The 23,357-nt window shown below is 46.2% G+C and carries 18 protein-coding genes and 1 tRNA gene; 14 read left to right on the top strand and 5 right to left on the bottom strand.

Annotated features, from left to right (window positions below; translation table 11 throughout):
• Positions 1-292: 292 nt before the first annotated feature.
• Together QE390_RS17660 and QE390_RS17655 are read left to right on the top strand one after the other, a co-directional pair.
• Entirely contained in the window at positions 293-2,566 is a 2,274-nt protein-coding gene (locus tag QE390_RS17660) for an NADP-dependent malic enzyme (protein ID WP_307143127.1), read from the top strand.
• A 283-nt stretch (positions 2,567-2,849) separates the two neighbouring features.
• Positions 2,850-3,593, top strand: a complete 744-nt coding sequence (locus tag QE390_RS17655) for a class I SAM-dependent methyltransferase (protein WP_307143126.1) — start codon at positions 2,850-2,852, stop codon at positions 3,591-3,593.
• 633 nt (positions 3,594-4,226) lie between these two features.
• Here the strand turns inward: QE390_RS17655 and QE390_RS17650 are convergent.
• A complete protein-coding gene (locus QE390_RS17650) occupies positions 4,227-5,150 on the bottom strand; it encodes a glycoside hydrolase family 43 protein (protein WP_307143125.1) in 924 nt (307 codons plus the stop codon).
• 166 nt (positions 5,151-5,316) lie between these two features.
• Between QE390_RS17650 and QE390_RS17645 the strand changes: the two genes are divergently transcribed.
• The 7 genes from QE390_RS17645 to bshB1 all read left to right on the top strand — a co-directional run bounded on the left by QE390_RS17645 (position 5,317) and on the right by bshB1 (position 13,526).
• A complete protein-coding gene (locus QE390_RS17645; RefSeq protein ID WP_307143124.1) occupies positions 5,317-6,381 on the top strand; it encodes an FUSC family protein in 1,065 nt (354 codons plus the stop codon).
• A gap of 65 nt (positions 6,382-6,446) precedes the next feature.
• Positions 6,447-7,073 (top strand): 7-carboxy-7-deazaguanine synthase QueE, encoded by a 627-nt coding sequence (locus QE390_RS17640; RefSeq protein WP_307143123.1) that lies wholly within the window; start codon positions 6,447-6,449, stop codon positions 7,071-7,073.
• 5 nt (positions 7,074-7,078) lie between these two features.
• Positions 7,079-9,061 carry an OmpA family protein gene (locus tag QE390_RS17635; RefSeq protein WP_307143122.1) on the top strand — a complete coding sequence of 661 codons (1,983 nt, stop codon included), beginning with the start codon at positions 7,079-7,081 and terminating at the stop codon, positions 9,059-9,061.
• Positions 9,062-9,347: 286 nt separating this feature from the next.
• On the top strand, positions 9,348-10,322 hold the full coding sequence (gene trxB / locus QE390_RS17630) for a thioredoxin-disulfide reductase (protein WP_106634731.1): 975 nt from the start codon (positions 9,348-9,350) through the stop codon (positions 10,320-10,322).
• Between the two features lie 149 nt (positions 10,323-10,471).
• Entirely contained in the window at positions 10,472-11,548 is a 1,077-nt protein-coding gene (locus QE390_RS17625; RefSeq protein ID WP_307143121.1) for a peptidoglycan DD-metalloendopeptidase family protein, read from the top strand.
• Positions 11,549-11,709: 161 nt separating this feature from the next.
• Positions 11,710-12,807, top strand: a complete 1,098-nt coding sequence (locus tag QE390_RS17620; RefSeq protein WP_307143120.1) for a peptidoglycan DD-metalloendopeptidase family protein — start codon at positions 11,710-11,712, stop codon at positions 12,805-12,807.
• Positions 12,807-13,526 carry a bacillithiol biosynthesis deacetylase BshB1 gene (gene bshB1, locus QE390_RS17615; protein ID WP_307143119.1) on the top strand — a complete coding sequence of 240 codons (720 nt, stop codon included), beginning with the start codon at positions 12,807-12,809 and terminating at the stop codon, positions 13,524-13,526. Before QE390_RS17620 ends, bshB1 begins: the two co-directional genes overlap by 1 nt.
• Before the next feature lie 107 nt (positions 13,527-13,633).
• Here bshB1 and ygiD read toward each other — a convergent pair whose 3' ends face one another.
• A complete protein-coding gene (gene ygiD / locus QE390_RS17610) occupies positions 13,634-14,464 on the bottom strand; it encodes a 4,5-DOPA dioxygenase extradiol (RefSeq protein ID WP_307143118.1) in 831 nt (276 codons plus the stop codon).
• A gap of 179 nt (positions 14,465-14,643) precedes the next feature.
• Here ygiD and QE390_RS17605 point away from each other — a divergent pair, with 179 nt between their 5' ends.
• Positions 14,644-15,771 carry a glycosyltransferase family 1 protein gene (locus QE390_RS17605; protein WP_307143117.1) on the top strand — a complete coding sequence of 376 codons (1,128 nt, stop codon included), beginning with the start codon at positions 14,644-14,646 and terminating at the stop codon, positions 15,769-15,771.
• 64 nt (positions 15,772-15,835) lie between these two features.
• On the opposite strand, the gene pdxH is transcribed toward QE390_RS17605, so the two are convergent.
• Positions 15,836-16,489, bottom strand: a complete 654-nt coding sequence (gene pdxH, locus QE390_RS17600) for a pyridoxamine 5'-phosphate oxidase (RefSeq protein WP_307143116.1) — start codon at positions 16,487-16,489, stop codon at positions 15,836-15,838.
• Positions 16,490-16,667: 178 nt separating this feature from the next.
• Between pdxH and QE390_RS17595 the strand changes: the two genes are divergently transcribed.
• Positions 16,668-18,779, top strand: coding sequence for a DUF349 domain-containing protein (locus QE390_RS17595; RefSeq protein ID WP_307143115.1), 2,112 nt, complete (start codon positions 16,668-16,670; stop codon positions 18,777-18,779).
• Positions 18,780-18,972: 193 nt separating this feature from the next.
• Positions 18,973-19,045 (top strand) — tRNA-Thr (locus QE390_RS17590).
• Between the two features lie 101 nt (positions 19,046-19,146).
• Here the strand turns inward: QE390_RS17590 and QE390_RS17585 are convergent.
• Positions 19,147-19,755: an acyloxyacyl hydrolase gene (locus QE390_RS17585; protein ID WP_307143114.1), complete on the bottom strand. Its 609-nt coding sequence runs from the start codon at positions 19,753-19,755 to the stop codon at positions 19,147-19,149.
• A gap of 765 nt (positions 19,756-20,520) precedes the next feature.
• On the opposite strand from QE390_RS17585, the gene QE390_RS17580 reads away from it, so the two are divergent.
• Positions 20,521-21,780 carry a GAF domain-containing sensor histidine kinase gene (locus QE390_RS17580; protein ID WP_307143113.1) on the top strand — a complete coding sequence of 420 codons (1,260 nt, stop codon included), beginning with the start codon at positions 20,521-20,523 and terminating at the stop codon, positions 21,778-21,780.
• On the opposite strand, the gene QE390_RS17575 is transcribed toward QE390_RS17580, so the two are convergent.
• On the bottom strand, positions 21,777-22,685 hold the full coding sequence (locus tag QE390_RS17575) for a cation diffusion facilitator family transporter (protein WP_307143112.1): 909 nt from the start codon (positions 22,683-22,685) through the stop codon (positions 21,777-21,779). The genes QE390_RS17580 and QE390_RS17575 overlap by 4 nt on opposite strands.
• A 154-nt stretch (positions 22,686-22,839) precedes the next feature.
• On the opposite strand from QE390_RS17575, the gene QE390_RS17570 reads away from it, so the two are divergent.
• Positions 22,840-23,124, top strand: a complete 285-nt coding sequence (locus QE390_RS17570) for a hypothetical protein (protein WP_307143111.1) — start codon at positions 22,840-22,842, stop codon at positions 23,122-23,124.
• The last annotated feature ends 233 nt before the right edge of the window (positions 23,125-23,357 follow it).

Here is a 23,357-nt window from a genome sequence, read left to right as displayed (position 1 = left end):
CTTCTTTGTTAGGTAGTGAGCGGAAAAGATGAATGTACCGTACTCAAAATATTAGAACGTTTCTTTCAAACCTGACCGAAGGATGTTTGGATTTGTTGTGAAATGGTAAATTGAAAGATCAGAATCTTTTGGAAGAGGAGAATGAAACGATTCATTAGGGGCTTCTGGAGGCAATAAAGAATGCTAAATTTTGACACCAGCCTCGGCCTAAATGCACTACCTTAGTGGCCTATCGTACTTCTGAAGCGTTTTCCAGGGATTGGAAGACGTGCTTCTAAAAACTAATGCATGCATGGAAGAGAAAAAAAATCTTCGCCGTCAGGATGCTTTGGATTACCACTCCAAAGGCCGTCCTGGAAAGATCGAAGTGGTTACTACGAAAGAAACAGCCACTCAACGCGACCTCTCACTAGCTTATTCGCCCGGTGTTGCAGAACCCTGTCTCGCTATTGCTCAAAATCCTGAAGACGTATATACATACACCGCCAAGGGTAACCTAGTAGCGGTCATTTCCAACGGTACGGCTGTACTGGGACTGGGAGATATTGGTCCAGAGGCGGGTAAGCCCGTTATGGAAGGCAAAGGTGTACTTTTCAAGATTTATTCAGACATCGACGTCTTTGATATTGAGCTGAATACAAAAAACGTCGATGAATTTGTTCGGACGGTAAAAATCCTTGAGCCGACCTTCGGCGGTGTGAACCTCGAAGATATTAAGGCTCCCGAGTGTTTCGAAATTGAAGATCGTCTGCGGAAGGAACTGAAGATTCCCGTCATGCACGATGACCAGCACGGAACGGCGATTATCTCCGGTGCTGCTCTGTTAAATGCTCTGGAAATCGTTGGAAAGAAAATCAGCGAGGTAAGATTCGTGATTAGTGGAGCCGGAGCGGCGGCCATTTCCTGTACAAAAATGTACGTGAATCTGGGAGCCCGTAAGGAAAACATCACGATGTTCGATAAAGACGGTACGATCTGTCTGGAACGCGATAACATCTTTGATATTCAGCGTGAATTTGCCGTAGAGAAATCCATTTCTATGGTAGATGCGGTCAAAGGTGCCGACGTTTTCATTGGATTAAGTGCGGCCAATGTCCTTTCGCAGGATATGGTGCGGAGCATGGGGGATAACCCCATCGTTTTTGCCATGGCTAACCCTTCGCCTGAAATCTCTTACGAAGACGCCACTGCGGCTCGTCCTGACATTATTATGGCGACGGGACGTAGTGATTACCCCAATCAGGTTAATAACGTATTAGGTTTCCCCTATATCTTCCGGGGAGCTCTCGACGTGCGGGCTACGGGCATTAATGAAGCCATGAAAATGGCCGCTACGTATGCTCTTGCCGAATTAACTAAAGAACCCGTCCCCGATATTGTAACGATTGCTTACAACGAGAAAAACCTGTCTTTTGGCCGGAATTATATCATTCCCAAGCCGATGGATCCTCGTTTATTAACCAAAGTAGCTCCCGCAGTAGCGAAAGCAGCGATGGAGTCAGGCTTAGCAACCCAGCCCATTGAAGACTGGGAAGCTTACGAGCAGGTATTAGCGAAACGCTTAGGTCAGGATAACCAATTGACCCGTGCCATCGTCAACAAGGCGAAAAAAGATCCTAAGAAAGTAGTTTTTGCCGATGCCGAAAGTCAGGCGGTATTGAAAGCTGTTCAGCAAGTATGGGACGAAGGCATTTGCGAGCCTATTTTATTGGGTAACCAGACTAAAATTCGCCAGCTCATCAAGGAAGACCGTCTGGAACTGGAAGGCATTCAGATTATTGATCCTCGTTCGGAGGAGGCCAAATCGCTGGCGGATGAATTTGCTTCGGCTTTCTACGAAAAACGCAAACGCCGGGGAATTAGTCCCGCTGATGCCCAGCAATTTATGCTTCGTCGGACGTATTTCGGTGCGATGATGGTAGAGACGGGCAAGGCCGACTGTCTGATCTCGGGTCTGACGCGTAACTACCCCGATACCATTCGTCCTTCCTTGCAGATCATTGGTCGCCGGGAAGGCATCAGTAAGGTGTGCGGTATGTACATCCTGTTAACGAAAAAAGGACCCTTATTCCTTTCTGATACGACGGTTAACTTCAATCCGACGGTTGAGGAACTCGTTGAGATCACGGAATTAACGGCGAATTCAGTAGAAAGCATGGGTGTTAAACCCAGAATCGCTCTGTTAACCTACTCTAACTTCGGTACGGCTGACGGTGAAGACGCTGAAAAAATGCGGAAAGCTACAGCCATCCTCCGTGGAAAGCATCCCGATTGGGTAGTAGAAGGCGAAATGCAGGCTCACCTGGCCTTTAATACCGATCTGGTGAAGCAACAGTATCCTTTCTCTGATTTAGCGGAAGAGGGAGCCAATGTGTTAATTTTCCCTAACCTGTCCGCCGCTAACATTGCCTATAACTTACTGAAAGAAGTAGGGGATCTGGAATACATCGGCCCTGTTCTTTTAGGATTGAAGAAACCCGTGCACGTATTGCAGTTGGGTAGTTCCGTTCGGGAGATCGTAAATATGGTGGCCATTGCAGTTACGCAGGCTCAGGAAATCCGGTAAAATACATTAGGAATCTCGTTGAAAGTTCCCGTCCGGTTTTTCCGTGGCGGGAATTTTTTATACATAAAAGTAAGTCTATTTCGCGAGCAAGAACTTGTAATGAAATGAGTATTTGTTTAAGTGTGTATTTTATTAAATAAGCAAATGATTATTTAAGTATAAGGGGATATGATTAAGTAATGATTTACGTAAATTATCAATTACTTATTTTAATAAAGCATTATTTAAGTAAATACACATTTGTAAAGAACAGTTAATCAGTGCCTTAAACCACCTTGATGTTATGAAAGATTTGTTTTCCCAGCAATCAGAAGCCTACGCCAAGTATCGGCCTACGTATCCACAGGAGTTATATGACTTCATTTTACAGCAGGTTCCCACGAAGGAAAAGGCATGGGATTGTGCTACGGGTAACGGACAAGTGGCCGTTAAACTGGCCGAATATTTCGAGCAGGTCAATGCGACAGATATTAGTGAAAGACAACTGAGTCAGGCAACCCCGGCTCAGAAGGTTCACTATGAAATCAGTCGTGCAGAAGAGACGCCCTTCCCGAATGATTACTTTGATTTAATAACCGTGGCTCAGGCTTTTCACTGGTTCGATTTTGAAGCATTTCACCAGGAAGCCAAACGGGTACTGAAACCTGAAGGTGTCATTGCGGTGTGGGGGTACGAGCTCTTAGAAATCTCCCCAGACATTGATCCCCTGATTCTGGAATTTTATGAAAATGTTGTCGGCCCTTATTGGGCACCCGAGCGGCATCATATAAAAGAGAAGTATAGCCGGATTTCCTTTCCTTACCGCGAAATTCAGGCTCCGGATTTTGAAATGGTAAAAGACTGGACGCTAGAAGATCTGGCGGGCTATTTCAGCTCCTGGTCGAGTGTGCAGGGATACAAGGAAGCCAACGAAGGCGAAGACCCCGTGCCGGAGTTAATCAAGCAAATCAGTCCGCTTTGGGATGTGGATACGCGACAAGAGGTAATCTTCCCGGTTTTTCTGCGGATTGGGATTAATAATCTATAGCCTGATGGTTCAATAGTTCTTCGGTCAGAATCATACACAACCCAACAAAAAATCCCCGAAATTGCTTCGGGGATTTTGTATTTTTCTAAGAGCCTGCTTGAGTTATTTATCTACCGCTGCCAGCGTGGCCCGGCCCGCTTTTTCGCTGGCAGCAATGACTCGCTTCCCTTCCAGCGAAAAAAGCTGGTAGCGGTAGGGATGGAGTGATTTTAGACAATCTTCAATTGCTTTTTGTATGAATAATCAGTTAGAACTATTGCTAATGACGGGACTCATGTCAGGAAGTAAGTTTGAATTAGCACTAAATCAATGCTGCCAGCGGCGGTAATATTACTTGATCTTAAAAAAACATAGCTTCTGAAGCTTTCACCGATTAAGAATGGAAAGGCTAATACATTTTTAAGAAGCGAGAAATTACGAAGCATACACCATCGGTCATTTCTCCACCGCTGCCAGCAAAAAAGCTGACAGCGGCAGTCCAAAAGTATCTCCCACGAGAGGCAGTACTTATTTCTTCGTCGCTTCCAGCGTGGCCCGGCCAGCTTTTTCGCTGGCAGCATAAGCTGGAAATCGGTCAATTCATTACTACTAGCAAAAAGCGGCAGGCAAGTAGTGACTTTAGGCAATCTTTAATTACTTGATCGCATTAAATTCAGCTTCAGTAATCGTTAAGACTGTTCCGTGACGAATGCCTTTGGGAAATTTCACCTGGTCAGACACATCTTCCCAGTGTTCCATGTCCTTCGAACGGAGGGCACCGTACGTATGGTCGATGTATTTGTCGAAATACACGTAGACGTAATCGCCAATTTCTACCGCCGTTGGGCCTTCTGCCCAGTACTTACCCGTAATCGGAGCCGAAACCTCAACGGGATAAGGCCCTTCCGCTTTCCTTGACTTGGTAATCCGTATGTTTTTTTCCGCTGGTTTCGGATTCTCGTTTTTCACGAACATGTAATACCATTTTCCTTTTTTCAGCAAGCTTGCGTCAATGGCACTGAAGCTGGGATTAAAGAATAGCTTCGTTTTGCTGAATTTTTTGAAGTCTTTGGTCGTGACGTAATAGATGCGGTGGTTTAGTCCTTTTTCGTGTTCAGAATCGGCTATGTCCGCATGTCTTCCCGGAATGGTTGTAGCCCAGAAGATGAGGTACTGCTTTTGCTGATCGTCGTAGAAGACTTCGGGGGCCCAACTGTTCTTAGCGGTGGGTTCATGCTCCATGACCGGAATAGCTTGTTGAGGTGACCAGTTTTTTAAATCTTTGGAAGAACTATAGCCAATAATCTGATCGTGCCAGCCGGACGTCCAGACCATGTGAAATTGCCCATCAGCTCCCCGAATGATACAAGGGTCCCGCATGAGCTTGTCTTTGCCTACTTCAGGGCTGAGGTAAGAAGCTCCCTGACGCAAGGCCGACCAGTGAAGACCATCGGTACTGGAGGCATAATGTAAACCGTCCTGACCGTTATCCGTGAAGTAAGAAAACAGATACACCTGTTTCTGAGCCGAACAAATCAGGCTCGCCAGAAAAAAGACTGGGAATAAGAATTTACGCATGAAAAGAAGGAAAAAAAATTAGACTCGACAAGTTATCGGTTTTCAATAAAAATAGGTGATGAGTAATTACTGAAATAATCAAATACTGATTTACTATAAAGATCATTTAAGTAATTGAGTATTTACTAGTGTCTGATTGTTAGTGCATTAATCGCATATGGAAAGAATGAATTTACTACATAGACCTCAAATTAAGTTATTGAAAAACTTTACCCGAAGCGATCTGGAAGGAGCTGCCTTACCCACCCTTGGGGTATTTGTAGGGCTGGTATTAGCTCAGATTTCTTACTTTGGTCCCTTCGCCGGATTCATGGTAATGGTGATGCAATGCCTCATGAGCGTCCGGGCTAAGGGTTCGTACAGGGAGCGTCTGCAAATGCTGGCTTACGTTTTGCTCATCCTGATCGGGACGACGGCCTGGGGAATCTTCAGCTCTTTTCATACCATCAATGTCGTCTTCGGCGTGCTCTTATTATCCGTAGCTTTGACGTACTGGCGACATTTCTTTCCAGAGGACTGGAGGAGTATCAATGCCCCCGCATCGGCCTTGTATTTCGTAACCCTGGCGACGAAAGCGGATGAAAAAGCATTATTGGCGGTCTTATTCAGTGGAATTCTGGGCATCGGCCTGCAAGCGTTTCTCTGGTTTGTATACCCCCAGGCTTTTGATAAAAAGTCTCCCGTCATGCGACTGAAAAGTCGCCGGGCCCGGAAACGCCCTCGGGCCAACCCGGTCGATCTGACGCTGATTTCTTCAGTAAAGCCTGATCTCTGGCGTTACACCTTTCGGCTGATGTTTCTGTTGATATTAAGTGTCTGGATTGTGAATTATACGCATTCACTGCACGCGTACTGGATTCCGTTAACGGTGGTAATCGTGTTACAGGATAACCATCTGGATACGCTCAAGCGAGTAGGTGGGAGAGTGCTGGGCACCTTTATCGGGAGCATCATCGGGAGCTTCCTATTGGCCCTTCACCCAGATCCGCTACTAGGGATGCCTTTACTCATCCTCTGTATGTTTACCTTTCTGCTGATTGTCAAGCATAATTATCCAATAGCCTGTATTTTCCTGACGATTTATATTATTCTGTTGATTGGCCGACAATCGACGAACACGTTTCAGGTTGGCGTGGAGCGAACGCTGTTTACATTAGCGGGCGGGTTACTGGTATTTTTAAGCTCGTATGTGTTGTTCTGGCAACGCAAAAAACAACAAAGTGTCAGCTAAAGCTCTGGAACTTTACCGGATGCAATTGCCGTTGAATTATCTTTGTGAAAAGATTATAACGAGATATGTCAGAAGTGCTTATTGCTCCCCAGCCTGTTCAATTACCTGTGATGGAATCCTTTTATACGCTTCAGGGCGAGGGATATCATAACGGAAAAGCCGCTTACTTCATCCGCCTAGGTGGCTGTGAGGTAGGCTGCCACTGGTGTGATGTGAAGGAAAGCTGGGATGCCAGCCTGCATCCTCAATTTACGATTGAAGCCATTGTGAAAGGAGCCCTTCAGCATCCAGGACGATTGGCAGTAATTACGGGTGGAGAGCCCTTAATGCACGATTTAACGGATTTGACAGCGGCCTTACAGCAAGTCGGTTTTCAGACCAATATTGAAACCTCCGGCGTATATGCGGTGTCGGGAAGTTGGGACTGGATTTGTTTTTCACCCAAGAAATTCAAGGAGCCGCATCCAGACATTTATTCGAAAGCGAATGAATTGAAGGTAATTATCTATAATAAGTCCGATTTTGAGTTTGCGGAAGAACACGCAGCGAAGTTACAGACTGACTGTCAGCTTCTGTTACAGCCGGAATGGAGCAGGCATGAAATGATGCTTCCCCAAATCATTGCGTACGTAAAAGACAATCCGAAGTGGCGGGTTTCGTTACAAACGCATAAATACATGAATATACCCTAAGCCGTATGTTTGAAAAAGGTACCTTAGTTCGGAATTTTTTTACGGAGCCCATGCAGGCCCGAAGATGTTTCAAAGCAGCCGCAGTGCTGGCCCTGTTCACGCTGGGGTACCAAACTTCATTTGCTCAGGACAAAAGAGCCCGGGATGCTTACGAGAAAGGGCAAAAGGCCTTGTCTAATCGGGATATGGGGGCGGCTCGCAAGGAATTTCAGAAGGCCGTCGAGCGGGACGAAAATTATGGCGAGGCTTATTTCAGACTGGCTCAGCTTTTCGAATATGACCGGAATCTGGAAGAATCGGCGAAGTATTACCAGAAAGCCGTTACGCTCAAGCCTGACTCGCCGGAAGTGCAGCCTGCCTTTTTATGGCTAGGGGCTTATTACCTGAAAACCGGGAACTACGCTCAGGCAGCTCCATTGCTGGAGAAATACCTGGAGGTGCAGAAATCCATTACCAAGCCGAGTCCGATTCTGAAAATAAGTCTGAAGCGTGCTCAGCGAATGCTGGATGTCTGCCGCTTCTCTCAGGAGGCAGTCAAACACCCGCTTACCGTACAGGTCAAAAAGCTCCCCGACGTTATTAATGCTTTTGATTCTCAGTATTTCCCAGTCTTAACTGCCGATCGGCAACACCTTTTCTTTACCGGAATTGAACAACCCAATGGGGATGAAAATCTCTACATTTCTTCGTATACCGAAGAACTCGGCTGGACGAAGCCTAGGGCGGTTTCCGGGATGATTAATACCGATGAAAACGAAGGAACTTCCAGCATTTCAGCGGATGGCCGGACGCTAGTCTTTACCGTTTGCCAGAGTCGCCTGCGTCGGGGATATGGGAATTGTGATTTATACATTACCTATCGAAATGGCGATCAATGGACGGAACCCGAAAACCTGGGGCCGCAGATTAACTCCGCTGCCTGGGAGTCTCAACCTACCTTATCGCCCGATGGACGGGTCATCTTCTTCGTTTCCGATCGTCCCGGGGGCCTAGGCAAGCGAGATATCTGGATGAGTAAAAAGGATTCACTCGGTCGCTGGATGCCTTCGGTTAATGCCGGGCCGGCTATTAATACCACCGAAGATGAAGTGTCTCCCTTCCTGCATGCCAATGGTACATCGCTGTTTTTTGCTTCCGATGGATACACGGGCCTGGGGGGATTTGATCTCTGGTTAACCGAATTTGACGGGAAAACTTTTTCAAAACCCGAAAATCTGGGGTATCCGCTGAACAATCATGAAGATCAGGTGGCTCTTTACATCACAGCCGATGGTCGGAAGGGCTATTATTCCCAGGAGGATCGCATCGAGACGGATCATCGGCAGTCGCGTTTATGGGAGCTAGATGTCCCTGAAACGTTGGCCTCCCGTTTCAAGCGGGCTCATGTGCTCAAGGGATCCATCGTCGATGCAACTACCAAGAAACCTTTGGTAGCGGCTCTGGAAGTGATAAATCTGAAAACCAAAGAAAAAGAAGCCGTTCTCCGTAGCGATAACCGCACGGGGGAATATGCCGTGGTTTTAACCTCAGGAAACGAATACGCCGTCTTTGTGAATCGTCCGGGGTACTTGTATAAGAGTCTTTCCTTTGATTTTTCGGGAACCAGTGCGGATAAAGTGTTGAATATCGCTCTGGAAGCCATCCGAAAAGATCAGCACGAAATCCTCAAAAATGTCTTTTTCGATTCGGGTAAATGGGAAATCAAGGAAAAGTCACAGGCAGAGCTGGAGAAGCTCGTAAAACTGCTGAACGAAAATCCGTCCGTCTCTATCGAAATCTCAGGCCATACCGATGACATAGGAGAAGACAAAAATAACAAAGAGTTATCCCTGAAACGGGCCCGTTCCGTAACGGATTACCTGACCAGTCAGGGGATCTCCGCCCACCGTATCAAAGCCGTAGGCTACGGAGAAACGCAACCCGTAGTCTCCAACACCGACGAAGAAAGCCGGGCACTCAATCGGCGGATTGAGGTGAAAATACTTTAGCGTTGGGAGTGGAGGGTTTAGTGTTTTGAGTTAATACTGGTTCAAAATTTTCCTCGGGCTGTCAATAACTAGGGAATTATTCCGAGATGTAGTTTAGGGCCGATACTCAGATAAAGGCATTTAAGTAGGGGAGATTTCTGACAAAACTCTAAATCCCAAACGCAAAACTCCCAATGCTACACTCTGATTTTCAGTAAGTCTCAAAAAAATCTTGCCTTTCCGGCATGAATTGGCAATTTTTGTGTTAGCAACGTTGTTGCAAAGGAAGTATCATTTCCCATTTTTTATGTCAGCAGAACATATCCATTGCCTAATTATCGGCTCAGGCCCTGCGGGGTACACAGCCGCTATCTACGCCTCACGTGCGGGACTTAATCCCGTTTTATATACAGGTCCTCAACCCGGTGGTCAGTTGACTACTACTACGGAAGTCGATAACTTTCCTGGCTACCCCGAAGGTGTAACGGGTCCTGAAATGATGCAGGATCTGGAGAAACAGGCTCGTCGTTTCGGCACGGAAATCCGTTACGGCTTAGCTACCAAAGTTGATTTCTCGGACCCAACCTCCAAGAAAGTATGGATTGATGAAACGCACGAAATCTGTGCTGATGCCATCATCATCTCTACGGGAGCGTCTGCCAAATGGCTGGGTTTAGCCGGTGAAGATATCTACAATGGTCGCGGCGTTTCGGCCTGTGCTGTTTGTGATGGGTTCTTCTATCGGGGTCAGGAAGTAGTGGTTGTCGGTGGGGGTGATACCGCTGCTGAAGAGGCAAGCTATCTCGCCAAATTATGCAAGAAGGTATACCTGCTGGTGCGTCGGGATGAGTTACGTGCTTCGCAGATCATGCAGACCCGCGTAAAATCATTACCTAACCTCGAAATCCTGTGGAACACCGAAACGGAAGAGTTATTAGGTGATGAAACGGGATTAACAGGGGCTCGGGTGAAAAACGTAATTACGGGAGAAACGCAGGATTTATGCGTAACGGGCTTCTTCGTAGCGATTGGACACAAGCCTAACACCGATATTTTCAAGGATTATATCACCATGGATACTACAGGATACATTAAAACCGTTCCCGGTAGTAGCAGAACGAATGTAGCAGGCGTATTTGCCTGTGGTGATGCTCAGGATAATGTATACCGTCAGGCGATCACGGCAGCAGGTACGGGATGTATGGCTGCTCTGGACGCTGAACGCTGGCTGGCTGAAATGGAAGCCCCAGTGGTCATTACTCCAGAAATTTTGGAAAATTAATTGAACATAACTCCCTTACCGTACTCTAACGGAATAGAAGCGGGGCTTTCGGAGCCAAACCCTCCTGAAAAGCTCCGCTTCTTTTTGGGATGGACATATCGATCCATTCAATACGTCTGAATGGATACTTTTTAGGTGTACTGAAACACATGATGAAATTAGTAACCGCTCTTTTTTTCTGTAGCATCTGCGTGTTCGCCACCACGGAAAGCTTTGCTCAACAGGAAAAAGGTCTGTTTAAAAAGGCCCCCAGTATTAAGCCTAAGTCGACAGATAAGAAAAAAGTGAATGAGTTTGAGCTTCAGCAGGAAGCTACGCCGAGTCTTCGCTTTTCGGAACAGTTTGAACCCAAGAAAGCCGTAAACCCCGTGACCAGTAATATGGACACCACGCGGGTAGACGATAAAACGGAGAAAATTCCGACGGAAACCGAAGATCAGGTCTATGATGATTCTTCCGGGGTTTGGGTAACGACCCACCGCTACTTCTCCATCTGGGATCCCAATACCATTGATCCCTATAACATCAATCCACTGGATTTCGACGAACCTATCGATCTACTCCTATATGATGAGGCCAAAAGCCAACTCTGGTCGGCACCGCTCCAAAAAGGCGTGTTAACCTCCCAGTTTGGCCGTCGTTGGGGCCGCTGGCATACGGGAGCTGATCTTGATCTGGATACCGGAGAGGATGTGTTTGCCGCTTTCGATGGGCAGGTTAGGGTAGTCAGTTTTGATGGAGGCGGGTACGGTCGTTATATCGTTATCCGACATTATAACGGTTTAGAAACGTTATATGGCCACTTATCAGCTCAATTGGTTCAATCAGGGCAGTTCGTTAAGGCCGGGGAAAAAATTGGTCTGGGGGGAAGCACGGGCCGGAGTACGGGACCGCACTTGCACTACGAAGTACGCTACGAGGGTAATCCCTTTAATCCGCTGGAGATTTATAAATTCCCCGAAAATGTAATCAAATCCGATCATTACCTGCTCACTTCCAAGGTGTGGGACCACCTGCGGGGCGGCGGAAGCAACCGCGTTCAGTATGAATATAACACGGGGGAGAAATCGAAACAACACCGTCAGATTCGATGGTATCGCGTTCGGAAAGGAGACACCTTATCCGAAATCGCTCACCGTTCCGGCATCACCATTACCCAACTGAAACGTCTGAATGGGTTGCGTAACAGTAACCTGAGTATTGGTAAAAAACTCCGGGTAAAATAAGGAATGAGTATACGCTAACCACCGCAGGCTGCATCGTCTGCGGTGGTTACTCGTTTTATTTGCTTCCTCATTAAACCCAGCCTTCGTAAATCCGTTCTTATTGGCTCAATTATTAGTAAGAGACAGGCACAGCCTGCCTCCTTATTTGTTACCTGGTATTCATGTCTTATTCCCACTATTTATGTACCGCCGTTTTCTTTCTAGCTACTTACTTCGCTACAACGCCCGTCCAGGCTCAGGAACGGGGTGTTTTTAAGAATACCCCCACCATCAAAAGTAAGATTCCTCCCAAGCCGGTAACGAAAAAATCGACGCTGGAAGAAGATCCCGTATTACTCTTACGGTCCTACGAGCAATTTGAGCCATTGAAGTTACCTAATCCGTTCGTACGCAGTGCAGTTGATACCATGCATGCGTCTCAGCTGGAAACGGATCAGTTTATTGTAGAAACTTTTCAGGAAATTCGTCCTTATAATTCTGACACCTGGGCAAAAGTAAGTGAGCACTTTAGAGTGTGGGACGAGCACCATGTAAATCCCTATGGCTACGACATACGGAACTTTGACGAGTCAATTAACATTCAACTCTATGACACCACTCGTCAGCAGTATTGGTCGGCACCGCTTGAGAAAGGACAACCTACGTCGATTTTCGGCTGGCGGAAAATTCGCTGGCACAAAGGCGTGGATTTGAATCTAAATACGGGCGATCAGGTTCGGGCCGCTTTTGATGGCCAGGTTCGGGTGGTAAGCTTCGAAGGCCGGGGATTTGGTCGTTACATCGTCGTCCGGCATTACAATGGGCTGGAAACGGTTTATGGGCATTTATCCAAACAATTGGTGAAGCCCAAACAGCAGGTAAAAGCGGGCGAACTGATTGGGTTAGGTGGAAGCACGGGTCGAAGTAGTGGGCCACACCTTCATTTCGAGTTGCGGTACGAAGGTCATCCCTTTAACCCACTGGAGATTTTTGCCTTTCCTGAGAATGTGATACGCTTTAGCCAGTACATCCTCACGCCTAAAGTGTTTGCTTACGTGACCGGGCGTAAGTTTGAAGAAACCAAGAACGAGCCGGAAGGAGATGCTGACGAAGCGGAAGAAGAAGTAGAATACCGGGAAACCGATTGGTATACCGTACGGAAAGGGGATACTCTGGATGAAATATCACGTCGTTCGGGTATATCCATTGGCCGGATTAAAGAGTTAAATGGATTACGCACAAGCCGATTACAAATTGGACAAAAATTACGCATACGCTAATGAAATTAGACATACTGGTTCTGGCTGCTCATCCCGATGACGCGGAGATGTCCTGCGGAGGTACCATGGCTGCCGCAGTTGCTCAGGGGAAGAAAGTAGGAATTGTAGATTTTACCCGTGGAGAATTAGGAACCAGAGGAACGCCGGAGTTACGTCTTCAGGAAGCTGCCAACGCTGCCGAAATTCTGGGTCTCTCGGCTCGCGAAAACCTGGGCTTCCGGGATGGCTTTTTTGTAAACGATGAAGCCCATCAGTTGAAGGTCGTAGAAGTGATTCGTCGCTACCAGCCGGATTTATTAATTGCCAATGCCATTGATGATCGTCACCCGGATCACGGAAAAGGGGCTGCTCTGGCGGAATCGGCTAACTTCCTGAGTGGCCTCCGTCGCATTGAAACCTTCGAGCCAGATGGCACCCCGCAGTTACCCTGGCGACCCAAACAGGTGTTTCATTACATCCAGGATCGTTACATCAAGCCCGATGTGGTTGTTGACATTTCAGAGTTTTGGGAGAAGAAACTCGAAAGTGTGAAAGCCTATCGCAGTCAGTTCTACGACCCCGAGAACACCGAACCGGCCTCGTATATTTCCAGTAAAGAGTTCTTCGATTTTCTGGTATCACGCTGGCGGGAAGCGGGCCATCAGATCGGTGCTGAATTCGGAGAAGGATTCACCAATTACCGACAAATCGGAACGAAAGATCTCTTCGCATTACTGTAAATAAAAAGTCCTCATTTTCTATGATTCTGAAAATGAGGACTTTTTATTTGAGTAAATACGTAAAACAGTAATTGCTAGAATACGTAACTACTGTTTTACGTATTTACTTATCTTGAAAATACAACCGAAGTCATGGTTAAGGAGCCACCTACGGCCTTATCATTGAAAAACTGTACCTGATCTTTCTCGCTTTGTAAACCCAGGGTATACAGCAGCGGGTAATAATGATCGGGCGTTGGAATGGCGAGAGAAGCCGCTGGTCCCAGCTTCTCGTAATGAATGAGGTTCTGGTGTGTGTGCTCCAGAATGTTCTTCTTGAACGCCTCGTTCATGGACAGTGTCCAGTCATACCCATATTCGGGTTTATGCATGTGTTCCCAGGCAATCATCCGCAGGTTATGAACCATGTTGCCACTTCCCATAATTAATACCCCCTTTTTACGAAGAGCCGCCAGTTCTTTGGCTAAGGCATAATGATAGGATGCGGGTTTATTATAGTCAATGCTCAACTGTAAAACCGGAATATTCGCTTCGGGATACATATGGCGAACCACCGTCCAGGAACCGTGATCCAGCCCCCAGTCGTGATCTAAACCAACGTCGGTACTGGTAATAAGCTGTCTGGTTTCTAAAGCAACGGACAAACTTCCGGGAACGGGATATTCAACTTCATGCAACTCCTGAGGAAAACCGCGAAAATCGTGGATGGTCTTGGGGTGATCCATGGCGGTTACGTGGGTACCCCGCGTAAGCCAGTGAGCCGATACAACCAGCACGGCAACGGGTTGAGGTAACTGTTTACCCAGTTCCCGCCAGGATTGGCTGAAGGTGTTATCTTCAATGCCGTTCATGGGCGAACCATGTCCCACAAACAGGACGGGCATTTCGTGCGTCTGTTTGTAGGTATCTGTTATTTTTTTTAGTGCCTGTAAATCCATGTTAATAGATGATAAACGAAGGATGATCTTCTGATTTCACACTATTGAATTATAATGTTAATACATTATATGTACTAACATACAAAAATAATAATTAATTCCTGTTAAGAATCATTAGTTTTGAAGATCATTCAGCCGGAAGCATTTAATGAGGTTACTGACGATTCAGTAACGAATCTATGAAAATTGGAATTGAAGCTCAACGCATTTTTGATCCCCAAAGACACAGCTCTGATTACGTAGCCATTAACCTGATCCAAGCCTTGCAAAAGCTCGATCAGCGAAATGAATACTTTATTTTTGCCCGTCCCGGCGAAGATCGGAGCAGTATGCAGGAAGCCTCCAATTTTCACGTCATCGAAATTCCGGGTTATAATTACCTTCACTGGGAACAGGTGCAGTTACCCCGGTACATGCGTCGCTTTAAAATTCACGTCTTGCACAGTACGGCTAATACGGCCCCGGTACGCCGTGAGGTGCCTCTGGTGCTAAATCTGCACCACATTAACTTCATGGATACGCACGACCGGACAAAAGCGGAAACGCGGTATCAGCAATTGAGTAATCGATACCGTCGCTGGATTGTTCCCCGGGTGGTCGATCAGGCAGAGTTAGTGATTACCGTTTCCGAGGAAGAAAAACAGCGAATTCTGAATCGTTTTCCGAAAGTGCAGGCAAATCGGGTGCAGGTAGTGTATAACGGTGTAAGCGAGGCGTATCATCAGGCCCATGAAGCGAATCAGGTTGCGGTACAGAAGCGTTATTCCCTGCCAGATCAGTACGTATTGCATTTCGGAAGCTCCGAGGCCCGGAAAAATACCCAGCGGGTAATTGAGGCTTTCGCCAGAGTAGCAGAGCGAGCGGATCAACTATGCCTGGTGATTACCAACGTTTCAAATGCTTTTGTAGAAAATAGCCTGGCTCACATACATAAATCTGAGTTGCGGAACCGTATTCGTATTCTGGAAACGGTGAAGCAGAGCGATTTACCCGGACTATATCTGGGAGCAAAGGTTTTTATTTATCCTTCTACCCGGGAAAGTTTTATAAATCCGCTGCTGGAAGCCATGGCCGTGGGCGTACCCGTAATCACCTCTGACTTACCCGTTATGCACGAAATTGCCGGGCAGTCCGTCACGTGTATTGAGCCAACGGATGTATCTCTATTAGCAGAATCGATTCTTACGCTTTATACGGATCAGGCCCGGAGTAGCCGATTAGTGGAAGAAGCGAAACAGATTGCTCAGGATTTTACCTGGGAGCGAACCGCCCGACAAATGATTCAGATTTACGAATCCTTTAAATAGAAGGTTTCAGGATTGATTGACTATCTATAAATCACCCCTGAAACCTTCAGCTCTTCTCAACTTATTAAGGAGCTAATCGCTCAATTTGCCATTGGTTATCCGTAAATGTGTACAACAGCCGATCGTGTAAACGGGAAGGGCGGCCCTGCCAGAACTCCATGCGTTGAGGAATGAGTCTATACCCACCCCAGTGAGCGGGTCGAGGGACAGGCTGATTCATGAATTGCTCCTGAAAACGCTTTTCGTTTTCTTCCAGCGTTTCACGGTTCGTAATAACCTGACTTTGGGGGGATGACCAAGCTCCAATCTGGCTGCTTCTGGGTCTGACGGCGAAGTAGGCGTCCGAGTCTTCCTCGGTAACTTTTTCCACTTTTCCTTCAATTCTAACCTGGCGTTCCAGTTCCACCCAGAAAAATGTCAGGGCTGCCTGTGGATGGTCGGCTAACTCATGGCCTTTTTTGCTTTCGTAGTTCGTATACCACACAAATCCCTGTTCGTCCACGGTTTTTAATAACACAATACGACCGGAAGGCTGGCCTGAGGCCGAGACCGTTGCCAAGTGCATGGCGTTGGGTTCGGGCACTTGAGAAACGGTTGCTTCCTGAAACCAGATGCGAAACTGATCTATGGGGTTCGACAAGACCGAAGAGACATCCAGATTGCCTTTGGTATAGTTTTCCCGGAGAGCGGATAAATCAAGCATAGGTGATGATGGCATGGCTTTCATACAAATTTAACATGGACAAAAGAAAGGACTAAGTCGTGATTACGAGCATGTTTTTCTAAATTTCATCTAAAAAACGGATTCAATTGCAGCGGAATCTACGAAGTGGTACAGTGCGTGCCGAATTTATTCTATTTTTGCCATTCCAATTCAATGGGTAAAGGATTTCAAAATGATTGACGACAACCAACTGACCCCTGAAGAGCAATCGACGGATTCGACAGCAGGACAGAACGCACCGCAAGGGCTGCCTACACAGGAAACGACATCACACGCTGGCACTGAAGATCAACCAACGACACCGGCTGAATCAGCAGAGACTTCTGCTGAGGGAACTCCCGTGTCGGAAGAGGTAGCACCGGCACAACCATCGGTGACGACCGAATGGGAATCCACGCCAGAAGTAGTCGCTGAGGCTGCACCTGAAGTGGCGGATCCTTCACTGCCCACTTCCGAATCTGATGAATCAGTGGTTGATTCGTCGGCGGATGAAGTCGAGGCCAGTGACCACACGCACACTGATTATACGCAATGGTCGAAACAGGATCTGGTAACGTTACTGGAGACCACGTTCATTGCTGTAAAAGAAGGAACTGCCGATCTGAAAGCTACCGACGCAATTCTGAAAGAAACCAAGCCCGTTTTCGAGCATATCAAAGCGGGTGAACGTCAGGAAGCTCTGCAACGTTTTATTGAGGAAGGTGGCGATGAAGAGGGGTTTGCGTACAAAGCCGATGCACTGACTCAAAAATTCGACCAGTTATACGGTCAGATTCGCGGGGAACGTGTTCGTCATTTCCAACAGGCGGAGAAAGCCCGTGAAGATAACTTCACGAAAAAGACGGAATTGCTGAATAAACTTCGTGAGCTCGTAGAAAACGAAGAAAAAAGCGGAGCTGGCGAGAAAAGCTGGGATACGTTCAAGCAAATTCAGACTGACTGGAAATCAGCAGGCAATGTATCTTCGGCTCATAACAACACGCTTTGGCAGACGTATCACGCTCTGGTAGACCGTTATTTCAACAATCGGAATATTTATTTCGAATTGAAAGAGCTGGATCGCAAGCGGAATATGCAGGCTAAAATTGAACTGATCGAGCGAGTGGAGAAAACTGCGGCGGCGGTTCAGGCTGGAGAAGAAGTGAGCGGAAAAATGCTTGATGATGCCAACGAGTTGTTTGAAGAATTCAAACACATTGGCCCAGCTCCCAAAGAAGTAAACGAAGAACTCTGGCGGAGATTCAAAGCTACCCTGGACACGCTTTACAGCAAAAAGCGGGAACAAAACGAAGCTTTGAAAACGCAGTCGGAGGAAATCTATAAATTAAAAGAAGACATTGCTTCACTGGTAGCCACATTCACGACCTTCCAGTCGAATTCCATTAATGAGTGGAATGATAAAACGAAGGCTATTCTGGCGATTCAGGATCAATGGAATGCGGTAAAAGGTCCCATGCCTCGTGATAAAGGTCGGGAAATGAGCCAGAAGTTCTGGGGAGACATTAAAACGTTTTTCCGTAACAAAGGCGAATTCTTCCGTCAGCTGGAAGCCAAGCGGGATGAGAATCTCCGTCAGAAAACGGCCCTTTGCGAACAGGTGGAGGCTTTGCTGGAAAGCGGACAGGACTCGGCAGAGACTACGCAAACGGTTATCGAACTGCAACGCCGCTGGAAATCCATTGGTCACGTTCCCGAGAAAATGCGGGATAAGATCTTTGATCGTTTCAAGAAAGCCTGTGATGCCTTCTTTGAACGCAAGCGAGATAAAAACGCCGGTATCGAGAAAGAATTTGAAGCAAACCTGGCTCAGAAAAAAGCCCTTTGCGATCAGATTGAACAGGAGGCGAAGTCGGGAGATACCGATGTGGATCGACTGAACGCATTCAAAACCCAGTGGGCAGCCATCGGATTTGTGCCACGCAAAGAAATTCAGCCCATTCAGCAACGCTACATCAAGGCTATTAATAGCTACGTAGCAGCGATGGGTAAACTAAGTGCTCACGAAAAAGAGCAATTAGTGCTGGAAAGCGAGGTAGAATTAGTGAAGCAGGAACGCGGTCGTGGCGGTCAGGTAGATCTGCGTGGAAAGGAAAACGACATTCGTCGCAAGATTCGCACGCTGGAAGACGAAATTGCTCAAATGGAAAACAACCTGGCATTCTTCGCGAATTCTAAAAACGCGGAGAAAATCCGTCTTGACTTCGAAAAACGGATCGAACGTTCTCGTAAAGATCTGGAACAACTGCAACATCAGCTGCGTGTCGTTCGGGAAGCCGAAGATTAATAGAAGATTGACTTTCATTAGTAACAAAAATACCCATCTTACTCAGATGGGTATTTTTGTTAAAATCCGTTTTGATAACCAGATTATTAGAAAATATCTTCAAAAAAAATAAAAGACGGTCTTGACAAAGGGTCGTAAAAATACTAGTTTTGCGGAACGTTTGAGGGAAATGAAATACCCGCAAGCAACATAAGCCTCCTTAGCTCAGCTGGTAGAGCAACTGACTTGTAATCAGTAGGTCATTGGTTCGATCCCGATAGGGGGCTCTTAAAAGCACTTAACTACCTAGTTAAGTGCTTTTTTGTTTGGGGCATTTTTTAGTATAACTCCCCCAAAAAAGGATATAAGATCGTAATCCATTCTTTGCCTAAAAGGCATAGTTGAGGTTACCGCCTATCATCACATTATCCAGGCCGTGGTTGGGCGGGAAAAGGCCTAAATTAGACATATGCCTTAGTCCGGCTTTTATTTCCATTCCTAAGGCCCCTGCAATGGGGAAGTGAAAGCCGAAACGAAAGTTATTATTAAAGATAAAGCCATTGTTTTGTCGAACAGGGGCCCGATCAATGTAATGGGGTCCGCTACTGATGGAAGCAAATAAAAACACGCGTTGATGGTCCTTACCAGGGTATACGCGAATCTTAAGTCCGGCGTTAATTCCTGCTTCCCAGCTCGAACGGTTTTCCTTGAACTTCCAGTCGTGAAAATCAGTTGTATTGTATTGAGGGATGACCAGAAAATGCAAAGAAACCTGCTCGTCTGAATTACGTGTGACCGCCCTTTCGAGTTCTACCTGATGTGTAGTAACTACGTAACTATAATCTTGGTTGACTTTGTAGCCGCTCTTGATGCTACGTTCTACCGTGAAGGCGACGGAATGATTAAAAAATGTACGTGTGTCATTTTGGGCAAACGTATAATGTGAAACGGCGGTGACAAGCAACACCGAGGCAACCTTTCTGGCGGAAAGTTTCATAAAAAAGTATCTTCATTTGTAAACACGGAGACCGGTGCTAAAGAACAAGGTTTTATTTATCTTATCATCACCGAAGTGGATAAAATAGCATGCTGGGGACTATAAAAAGATCTTACCAAAAGTTCATAAATATTAGAGAAGATGCAAATCAGCGAAAAGATTATTTTTAAAGATTTATTTTATATCACTATTTAGATAACTATTTATACTATACGTTTATAATTTTGTAGCACTTCGTTCATGGTGATCGATTTTTTTAAGAATCACGTAGTGTTAAAATCTGATTATCTTTAGGCGTTTTGTTTGATAGGTGTGCCGTAATGAGAAATCGGCCTTCACACCGCTATCAAGTTTCTGAAAGGAGAAAAAGGTTACTGGCCCGAATCAGTCAACAGGAGGTTTTGGTAAATACTCCCCAAAACAACCATGTGAGTTAAACCCTATGAAAATAAATTAGGTTTGAAGAAAAGAGCTGGATCGTATTTTTCAAATGCTCCAGCGTTCATGCGATAACCAGAACTTTTCAGGCTCAAGTGTGGACTCAGTGTAGAAAAGTAGCAGAGTTATCGAGCGGTTTAAACCAAACCGGGAACTATAGATTTAGTTTACTTGCATGAGTAATTACTTAAATGTTTAAATAGGGGTGGCTTTTCATTAAATACCTATTTACGTAAATAAGTAATGGAGTATAACGATTGCAGTTATTCAGTAAATGAGTATTTAATTAAATAAGTATTTACGCTCGTTGAAATACGTTATAAAGCTATGATTTTGAGTGAACAATCGCGTTTGAAGGATTTAAATGAGTATCAGATTTTAGACACTCCACCCGAGATTGCTTATGATGCCATTACCCGACTGGCTTCTGCTATTTGCGATACGCCTATCAGTTTAGTAACCTTGATTGATCAAAATCGGCAATGGTTAAAGTCTAAAATAGGCGTTGATATCGACGAAATTCCCAGAGAAATAGCATTCTGTAATTATACCATACAGGAACCTTCGCACCCGTTGATTGTGGAAGATTCGGTATTGGATGTCCGCTTTTCGAATAGCCCTTTTGTTACGGGAGACCCTCACGTGCGGTTCTACGCCGGCGTGCCGCTGGTTTCCCCCAGAGGTCAGGCCATCGGAACCTTATGTGTGTTCGATCAGAGACCCAAACAATTGAGCCAGTTTCAAGTGGAAGCTCTACAGGATCTGGCGGCTCAGGTGGTGTGGCTGTTCGAACTTCGGCGTTCCAGTCTGGAAAATATCAAAGCCAGAAATGAGTTGGCCGAACTTAATAAAAGCCTGCAACTGGCCAAAAGCCAGGCGGAGTTGGCCAGGGAAGACAAAGCCCGTTTTTTATCGACCATGAGTCACGAAATCCGAAACTCTTTGAATCCCATCATTGGTGCCTGTGATCTGTTATTGATGGAAGATTTGAATGAAGAATCGAAAGAACTGGTCGATATTCTACAGTTTTCATCTCAGACGCTTCATACGCTACTCGACGATATTTTGGCTTATAGTAAACTGGAAGCCGGAAAAGTCGTGCTGGAAAAAATTCCTTTCGATTTAAAGAAAGTGGTGCATCGGGTGATTGATGCCTATCAGCCTTCAGCCCGGGGTAAAGCCATTGAGTTGAATCTGAAGGTGGACGGCAGTATTCCTCAAACCATCTACGGAGATCCGGGACGACTGGTGCAGGTATTGAACAACCTGATTTCAAATGCCATAAAATTCACGGAGAAAGGTCAGGTATCCTTACGTGTCTTTGCTACGCAGATTACGGAAAAATGGGTAACGACTCAGTTTGAAGTAGCCGATACCGGCATCGGTATGCCCTCCGAGTTTCTGGACCATCTTTTCGAAGAATTTACCCAGGCCACCCCTGAAACCAGCCGACTGTACCAGGGTTCGGGCCTGGGCTTATCCATTGTACGCTTGATTCTGTTGCAATACAAAAGCCAAATACAGGTGGAAAGCAGTCCGGGTAAGGGCACTTGCTTCAGATTTGCCATCGACTTTTTGCTGTATTAATGATGGTGTGTATCCAGGCAGGGGTCGTCTGGCGTTTCCGTTTCCAGGGTGGCATGCTGTATGGAGAGGTGTTCGAGGGTATGGCGGATCTCATGCTTTAGCTTAAAGATTTCGGCAGAACTCAAATGCGAAGGAATAACCAAATGGGCGGTTAATGCGTTTTCTGTGGTACTCATCGCCCAAATGTGAATGTGATGCACGTCAAGGACGGAAGGGTATTGAAGAATCTGCTCTTTGATGGATTGCGTAGATAAAGTGGCCGGAACGCCGTCGAGCGACAGAATTAGACTATCCTGAAGCAAAGACCAGGTGCTCCAGACCACTACCAGGGCGACGATGATCCCGAGAACAGGATCAAGCCAGTACCAGCCCGTTAGCGGCATAGCGATGCCTGCTGCCACTACCGCTGCGGATACCAAGGCATCGGCCAGCAGGTGGAGATAAGCCCCTTTGACATTGAGATCGTGCTCTTTCTGTCGAAAGAATAATAACGCTGTAAATGCGTTAATTCCAATACCGATACCAGCGATCAAGGCTATGGTGTCTCCTGCCACAACGTGAGTGGACCATAATCGGTTGAAGGCCTCATACCCAATGCCACCCATGACTACGAGTAATAACACAGCATTGGCCAGAGAAACCAGAACGGTGCTTTTCTGATAGCCATAGGTAAAACGTTCGGTCGGTTTGGATTTGGCGAGACGAAACGCAAGCATGGCCAGCAATAAGCTGGCTACATCACTTAGGTTATGTCCGGCGTCGGTGAGTAAGGCCAGCGAATCGGTATAAAAACCAGCGGCGGCTTCAACGATAACAAAGGTGGTATTGAGAATGATGCCAATGACAAAAGCACGATTTACTTCGGCAGGAGCATGGGAATGATCGTGAGCGTGGGAGTGAGCCATAGGAATAAACGTTTTCAACGGGCGTATAAGCTGGGCTCAAAAGTAGCCCGGCAAGTCATGCAACAGGGAATCAATAACCAATTCATTGATAAATAATCGTTCATGCACTGATAAAGTCCGAATGATCGTTTCCATAAAACAGTCTGTTTACTTTATGAAATCAATACTTACGCTGGCTTTTAGCCTGATTCTTACCGTACTGATGAGTTCCTGCTGGGCTCCGAAGTGTCCCATGAAAAGCTGTCACGTCAAAATGGAACATCGTCACGAAGGAAGAATTTATCGGGGAAGCTCTATCTTTTCCAGTCCTACGCATGGGTTTGCCTGGAAAATGAAAAATCGTAGGGGAGAGGCCGAAGAAAAATCGCTCTACCGGGATAACAAAGATCCGAAGACCAGGAAAAAATTCAAAAAGCTATTACCCTGGGAAAAAGTATAAAGCCGTACGGGTAAGGTCTAAAGCCCCGTTAAAGCACTCCTATTCACGTCAAAAGCCGAATGAATTTCTGGCTGACTGAGTATGAGTGCTTTTCTGTTCCGTTCGTAGGGAGTAACCGCAAAATCCAATAATCCGTTGGCAAAGTTAGGTGTCCTTTTCTTGGGAAAATCTTTGAAAAAACGGTAAAAAATCAGTATTTTTGGTACTTCTAATAATAATGATTCCCTCGTAAA

Source organism: Siphonobacter sp. SORGH_AS_1065, from assembly GCF_030818595.1.
In the GTDB taxonomy this organism is placed as follows: domain Bacteria; phylum Bacteroidota; class Bacteroidia; order Cytophagales; family Spirosomataceae; genus Siphonobacter.
This window is presented reverse-complemented; position numbering and strand designations above follow the sequence as displayed.

What these genes read in the sequence shown, in the direction of transcription:
- QE390_RS17660 (WP_307143127.1), top strand. Translation starts at nt 293, where the DNA reads ATGGAAGAGAAAAAAAATCTTCGCCGTCAGGATGCTTTGGATTACCAC.
- QE390_RS17655 (WP_307143126.1), top strand. Translation starts at nt 2,850, where the DNA reads ATGAAAGATTTGTTTTCCCAGCAATCAGAAGCCTACGCCAAGTATCGG.
- QE390_RS17650 (WP_307143125.1), bottom strand. Translation starts at nt 5,150, where the DNA reads ATGCGTAAATTCTTATTCCCAGTCTTTTTTCTGGCGAGCCTGATTTGT.
- QE390_RS17645 (WP_307143124.1), top strand. Translation starts at nt 5,317, where the DNA reads ATGAATTTACTACATAGACCTCAAATTAAGTTATTGAAAAACTTTACC.
- QE390_RS17640 (WP_307143123.1), top strand. Translation starts at nt 6,447, where the DNA reads ATGTCAGAAGTGCTTATTGCTCCCCAGCCTGTTCAATTACCTGTGATG.
- QE390_RS17635 (WP_307143122.1), top strand. Translation starts at nt 7,079, where the DNA reads ATGTTTGAAAAAGGTACCTTAGTTCGGAATTTTTTTACGGAGCCCATG.
- trxB (WP_106634731.1), top strand. Translation starts at nt 9,348, where the DNA reads ATGTCAGCAGAACATATCCATTGCCTAATTATCGGCTCAGGCCCTGCG.
- QE390_RS17625 (WP_307143121.1), top strand. Translation starts at nt 10,472, where the DNA reads ATGATGAAATTAGTAACCGCTCTTTTTTTCTGTAGCATCTGCGTGTTC.
- QE390_RS17620 (WP_307143120.1), top strand. Translation starts at nt 11,710, where the DNA reads ATGTCTTATTCCCACTATTTATGTACCGCCGTTTTCTTTCTAGCTACT.
- bshB1 (WP_307143119.1), top strand. Translation starts at nt 12,807, where the DNA reads ATGAAATTAGACATACTGGTTCTGGCTGCTCATCCCGATGACGCGGAG.
- ygiD (WP_307143118.1), bottom strand. Translation starts at nt 14,464, where the DNA reads ATGGATTTACAGGCACTAAAAAAAATAACAGATACCTACAAACAGACG.
- QE390_RS17605 (WP_307143117.1), top strand. Translation starts at nt 14,644, where the DNA reads ATGAAAATTGGAATTGAAGCTCAACGCATTTTTGATCCCCAAAGACAC.
- pdxH (WP_307143116.1), bottom strand. Translation starts at nt 16,489, where the DNA reads ATGCCATCATCACCTATGCTTGATTTATCCGCTCTCCGGGAAAACTAT.
- QE390_RS17595 (WP_307143115.1), top strand. Translation starts at nt 16,668, where the DNA reads ATGATTGACGACAACCAACTGACCCCTGAAGAGCAATCGACGGATTCG.
- QE390_RS17585 (WP_307143114.1), bottom strand. Translation starts at nt 19,755, where the DNA reads ATGAAACTTTCCGCCAGAAAGGTTGCCTCGGTGTTGCTTGTCACCGCC.
- QE390_RS17580 (WP_307143113.1), top strand. Translation starts at nt 20,521, where the DNA reads ATGATTTTGAGTGAACAATCGCGTTTGAAGGATTTAAATGAGTATCAG.
- QE390_RS17575 (WP_307143112.1), bottom strand. Translation starts at nt 22,685, where the DNA reads ATGGCTCACTCCCACGCTCACGATCATTCCCATGCTCCTGCCGAAGTA.
- QE390_RS17570 (WP_307143111.1), top strand. Translation starts at nt 22,840, where the DNA reads ATGAAATCAATACTTACGCTGGCTTTTAGCCTGATTCTTACCGTACTG.